Origin of the sequence: Paraburkholderia sp. Ac-20347 (assembly GCF_017104805.1) — a bacterium.
Classification (GTDB): domain Bacteria; phylum Pseudomonadota; class Gammaproteobacteria; order Burkholderiales; family Burkholderiaceae; genus Paraburkholderia; species Paraburkholderia tropica.
Window position 1 is genome coordinate 1 of the sequence record NZ_JAAGPN010000402.1, and the last position, 5,187, is coordinate 5,187.

The window sequence follows — 5,187 nt, forward strand, 5'->3', positions numbered from 1 at the left end:
CGCCAGCCGGCGTGCAGGCGCAGCCGTGGTGGCGCGTGGAGGACGGCGCGCGCGACGGCATGCTCGCGTTGCCGCGTCCCGACGCGCGGCTCGTCTGCGATTTCGCGGGCGGCGTGACCGACAAGTCGCGCTTTCCGTTCGACGTCTGGCGGCGCTGCGTGAACGAGGCGCTGCGCGTGCAGGCGCGCGGCCACGGCGCGTATCGCGATCCGGCGGGCGAGGAGAGTCTGCGTCTTGCGATCGCACGTTATCTTGCATTCAACCGCGCGGTGGAGAGCAACTGGGACGAGGTGATCGTCACGCAGGGCGCGCAGCAGGCGCTGACCTTGCTGGCGCGCGTGATGCTGCGTCCCGGCGATACGGTGGCCGTGGAGGAGCCCGGTTATCCGCCCGCGCGCGACATCTTCGCGTCGCTGGGCGCAAAGGTCGTGCCGGTGCCCGTCGACGGCGACGGCCTTGTCGTCGGCAAGCTGCCGAAGGCGGCGCGTCTTGTCTACGTGACGCCTTCGCACCAGTTTCCGCTCGGCATGCCGATGAGCCTCGAACGTCGCGTGGCCTTGCTCGAATGGGCGCAGGCGCGCGGCGCGCTCGTGATCGAAGACGACTACGACTGCGAGTTCCGCTTCGAAGGGCGCTCGCTGGAGCCGCTCAAGAGTCTCGATCAAGCCGGTTTCGTGGCCTACGTGGGCACGTTTTCGAAGACGATCTTTCCCGAGTTGCGCGTCGGCTACATGGTGCCGCCCGCCGCGCTGGCGGGGCCGCTCATGCGCGCGCGCCAGGTCGCCGACTGTCACGGTTGCGCGCTGACGCAGACGGCGCTCGCGAACTTCATGCTCAACGGTCATTTCGCGCGCCATCTGCGACGCATGCATCAGACCTATGCGGCGCGGCGCGCGGCCTTGCTCGCGCATTTGCACGGGCCGCTCGCGCGCTGGCTCGAACCCGTGCTGCCGAACACGGCGGGCCTGCACCTCGCCGCGCATCTCGCGCCGGGCGCCGACGAAACCGCGTTCGTGGCGGCGGGGCGCGCGGCGTCGGTCGGGCTGCATGCGCTCGCGCCGTTTCATCTGCATGCGCCTGCGCGGCGCGGTTTTTTGTTCGGCTATGGCGCGGTGGAGGTCGAGCAGATCGACGCGGCGCTCGGTGTGCTCGCGGCGCGATTGGAGACGTCGTAAAAGCTGTTACGGCACATTGCGGACAGGTCTTTACCCCGTCGACGCGCTTTTTACACGACGCAAAAACGGCTCGAGCGTCGCGAAAACGCCATACGTGTGGCGTTTTCGCGCCATCGCGGCTGTGTCGCGCGGACGCGGGCGCGCCGCATGCGGAGCGTGTCGGAGCCCGTTGACCCCTGTAAACAGGTGTCAAAATGCGTCAGGCAGTCAGCACGGAGCAACAAATTTGCATCTGCGATGCAAAAGAATCACGCAAAACGCTTGCACGCTTGTAGAATCCGCCGTTGAAGCATTTGCATCCCGCTGTGCTTCGTCGACTCACTGACCAACACTGGTAGGAGAAACATGCCGACTTCCGCAAAGAAAGTGGCCAAAAAGGCAGCAGCCCCGGCCACCAAGAAAGTTGCCGCAAAGAAAGCGCCCGCCAAGACGGCCGCAGCTAAGAAGGTCGCCGTGAAGGCGTCCGGCGTTTCGTCGCCGATCAAGGACACCTTCACGAAGGCCTCGCTGGCTGCTCACGTTGCTGAGCGCGCTGGCGTCGAGCCGAAGGCCACGAAGGCCGTGCTCGCCGCGCTGGAAGACACGATCCTGGGTTCGGTCCACAAGAAGGGCGCCGGCGAATTCACGCTGTCGGGTCTTCTGAAGATCGTCGTTCAGGCCGTGCCGGCGAAGAAGAAGCGCTTCGGCAAGGACCCGTTCACGGGTGAAGAGCGCTGGTTCCCGGCCAAGCCGGCATCGGTCCGCGTCAAGGCACGCGCACTGAAGAAGCTGAAGGACGCAGCAGCAGGCTAATCGCCTTCGCCGCGACTTCGCGGTCGCGGTTTGCGTCAGCATTGCGGTAGTACCCAAAGAATCCCCGTTGGCATCGCGCCCACGGGGATTTTTATTTGCGCGCGAGAAACGTGGAGTCAGGATCTCGGGCGTAAGATGTATGTTCAGATGTTATGGATAGGCTTAATTATTTTTACGCTTTAGTTCACCGATAAATATGCCGATGTTCATGATCGTCGATAGCCTCAATCTGTAGTTGCGATCTCATCTATGTTCCAGTGTTATGCCTGATTCCGATCCCAGTATCCGCCAGATCGAAGCGTTCCGCGCGCTGATGCAGACGCGAACCGCGACGCGCGCGGCGGCGGCGCTCGGCGTTTCGCAACCGGCGGTGAGCCGTCTGCTCGCGGACTTCGAAGCCGGCGTGGGATTTGCGCTGTTCGAGCGTCGCAACGGTCGCCTTTGGCCAACCGCGCACGCGCATGCGCTGCACGAGGAAGTCGAGCGGGCGTTCACGGGATTCGAGCGCGTGATTCAGGCAGCGGCGCAGATTCGCGAGCAGCGTCGCGGCGCGTTGTGCATCGCCGGCGCGCCGGAGTTCGGCGCGGATTTTCTGCCGCGCGTGGCGGCGGCGTTCGCGCACGAACACGAGGGCGTCGACGTGGCGTTGCTCGCGCTGGAGCCGTCGCTCGCGCTCGAACGCGTCGCCGCGCGCAGTTGCGATCTGGCGTTCGTCGGCGCCGTGGCGTCGCCGCGTTCGGTGCGGCTCGAGCTGCTCGGCGAGTGGCCGATGCGCTGCATCGTGCCGCGCGGTCATCGGCTTGCGCGCAAGCGCGCGGTCAGTGCGGCGGATTGCGAGGGCGAGGCGTTCGTCTCGTTTGCGGCGGGTACGGAAGCGCGTCTGCGTGTCGACCGTGCGTTTTCGGAGGCGGGCGTGACGCGCCGACTGGGCGTCGAGGCGAGCCTCGCGCAGGCGGTTGTGACGCTCGTGGAGGCGGGTCTGGGGATCGCGCTGATCGATCCGCTCACGGCTGCTGCTGCGAGCGCGCGCGTGGCGGTCAAGCGCTTCGCGCCCGCGCTGCCGGAGCCGCTTTACGTGGCGCATCATGCGGACGCGGCGCGCGCGCCGCTTGCGCAGGCGTTCGTCGATCAGGCGGTGGCGGCGTTGGGCAGGCTGCGTTAAGCGAACGCGTCACGGCCTGGCTGTCCGCTCGCGCAAACCGCGCGGTCTGGAGCGGGACAATAACGCGCGGCCAATAACGCGCGGCCAATCACGCTGCCTCAAGGCGCGCAGGCAATAAAAAAGCCAGCCCGGCTTTCGCTTGGGGCTGGCTCGTGCAGCGTGTGATTTTTAGCTGCGAGGTCTCTTCGCACTGCCGGGCTCGCGCCCGGCCAGGCTGACTGATTAGAACTTGTGGCGGATGCCGAGGCTGACCAGCTCTTGCGAGCTCGAAGCCGAGTTGTAGCTGTACGAGCCGATTGCCGCGCCAGCCGTCGACGTCGTGCCGTCAGCGTTCAGCTGCGTGCCGTTGGCGTGCTGGTAAGCAGCCAGTGCGTACAGGTCGGTGCGCTTCGACAGGTTGTAGTCCGCGCCGATCGACACCTGGTGGTACGTGTTCGACACGTTGCCCGCGCCGTGCGTGTACGTGTAGCCGAGGCCCAGCAGCATGGCCGGCGTCAGTTGATAGCCGAGGAAGCCAGCAGCGATGTTGTAACGCTCGGTCGAAGCGAAGCCCGGGTTCAGAGCCGTCGAGTACGCGTCCGGCTTGAACTGGACGTTGCTGTAACGCACGCCGAACGTGAACGGACCGGCGACGTATTGCGCGGCCACCGAAGCGATGCCGAGCGACTTGGCCGTCTGGAAGCCTTCCGTGATCTGGTTGTCGAACACGGCGCCCGAGGTCGAAACCGTGCTCCATGCCGACGTCGAACGGTCTGCGAAGCTCGACGAGTTGTCGGCGCGGAAGTAGCCCGCTGCGATGTTGAACGAACCGACGCCGTACGTGGCGGCAGCCGCCCACGTCTGGCCCGAGCCCGTCGCGCCAGCGACGCCGCCCAGTGCGTACATGCCTTCGAACTGGAAGCCGCTCAGAACCGGCGAGACGTACTTGATCGCGTTGTTGGTACGCGAGCTGTTGTCGTTGTTGTCGATGTCACCCGGCGTCGCGAACGTGCTGCCGAAGTAGTTGTCGGCGGTCAGCGGCTGAACCATGTCGACCAGCGGGTCGTACTGGCGGCCCAGCGTCACGGTGCCGTACTGGTCATGCGTCAGACCGACGAATGCCTGACGACCGAACATGCGGCCGCCTTGTTGTGCCGCGCCGGTGTTCAGGTCAAAGCCGTTTTCCAACTGGAAAATGGCCTTCAGGCCGCCGCCCAGATCTTCCGTGCCCTTGAGGCCCCAGCGATCGCCCGAGATATTGCCTGCATACAGACCCACGAGATTCTTGTTGTTCCCGTTGGCATCCATGGTGTTGTGCGCCCACTGGATCGATTCGTCGATCACGCCATACAGGGTCACGCTGCTTTGAGCGTGTGCTGCGCCCGCTGCGGCCAGCAGGGCCACGGAAAGGGTCGAGAGTGCGATTCGTTTCATCCAGTTTTCTCCACGCAGATGTTTGGTTTAATTGTTGCTGTTGCGCGATGGAGAATAACGCAGGGGTGCAATTCCCTTGAACTGAAAAAAAATCAGTGTCGCAAAAAGCTGACACCGCCCCAGGAAGCCTTGTAAGACGGGCTATTGAGCGATTCTTCCGGATAATGAAATATTGGATTGTTGACTCTGCATTATTGTCGTTTCTGATACAAGTCGCGAAATGTGCAACCTCACCCGAGACCGTCTAAGGGTAAACGGGGTGCAACTAGGGGTGTGCCCTGGTTGCGCTTGAAAAGCGTGAGGTTGTACCGATCGAGCGCCCGTCTGGCGTGCGTGGAGGAAGCCGAATGAAGCTGCGCAAATGCGATCGCAGCCTGGCTCAGTCCTTGCGATGGATGCCGGCGTGACGGCGTCCTGCGGCGGCGGTCATCGCGACCGCTGCGCTCGCGACGAGCAGGACCGAGCCCCAGGGATGGCGTTTGACATAGCGGTCGGCGGCCGCAACCGTGCGGCCCGCCTGGACCAGCGTCAAAGCAGCGGCATAAGTCGCGCTGTCTTCCATGCGCACGACCGAGCGGCGGATCTGCAGGCTGCCGCTGTGAAGGCGCGCGAACGCGCCGCCCGTGGCGCGAGCCTTGCCGATGG

The 5,187-nt window shown here is 64.7% G+C and carries 4 protein-coding genes and 1 pseudogene; 3 read left to right on the forward strand and 2 right to left on the reverse strand.

All coding sequences use genetic code 11. The features are described 5' to 3' along the window. The 3 genes from G3N97_RS36315 to G3N97_RS36325 all read left to right on the forward strand — a co-directional run. Positions 1 to 1,175, forward strand: a 1,175-nt coding sequence (locus tag G3N97_RS36315; protein WP_205997621.1) for a PLP-dependent aminotransferase family protein, incomplete at its 5' end; no start/stop codon positions are given. A 345-nt stretch (positions 1,176 to 1,520) separates the two neighbouring features. Continuing rightward, positions 1,521 to 1,967 carry an HU family DNA-binding protein gene (locus G3N97_RS36320; protein WP_065059517.1) on the forward strand — a complete coding sequence of 149 codons (447 nt, stop codon included), beginning with the start codon at positions 1,521 to 1,523 and terminating at the stop codon, positions 1,965 to 1,967. A gap of 262 nt (positions 1,968 to 2,229) precedes the next feature. Next, positions 2,230 to 3,129 (forward strand): LysR substrate-binding domain-containing protein, encoded by a 900-nt coding sequence (locus tag G3N97_RS36325; RefSeq protein ID WP_205997622.1) that lies wholly within the window; start codon positions 2,230 to 2,232, stop codon positions 3,127 to 3,129. 222 nt (positions 3,130 to 3,351) lie between these two features. On the opposite strand, the gene G3N97_RS36330 is transcribed toward G3N97_RS36325, so the two are convergent. Both G3N97_RS36330 and G3N97_RS36335 read right to left on the reverse strand, forming a co-directional pair. After that, positions 3,352 to 4,542, reverse strand: coding sequence for a porin (locus G3N97_RS36330; RefSeq protein WP_205997623.1), 1,191 nt, complete (start codon positions 4,540 to 4,542; stop codon positions 3,352 to 3,354). Positions 4,543 to 4,921: 379 nt separating this feature from the next. Continuing rightward, positions 4,922 to 5,187: pseudogene (locus G3N97_RS36335) on the reverse strand (hypothetical protein); the annotation flags it as partial.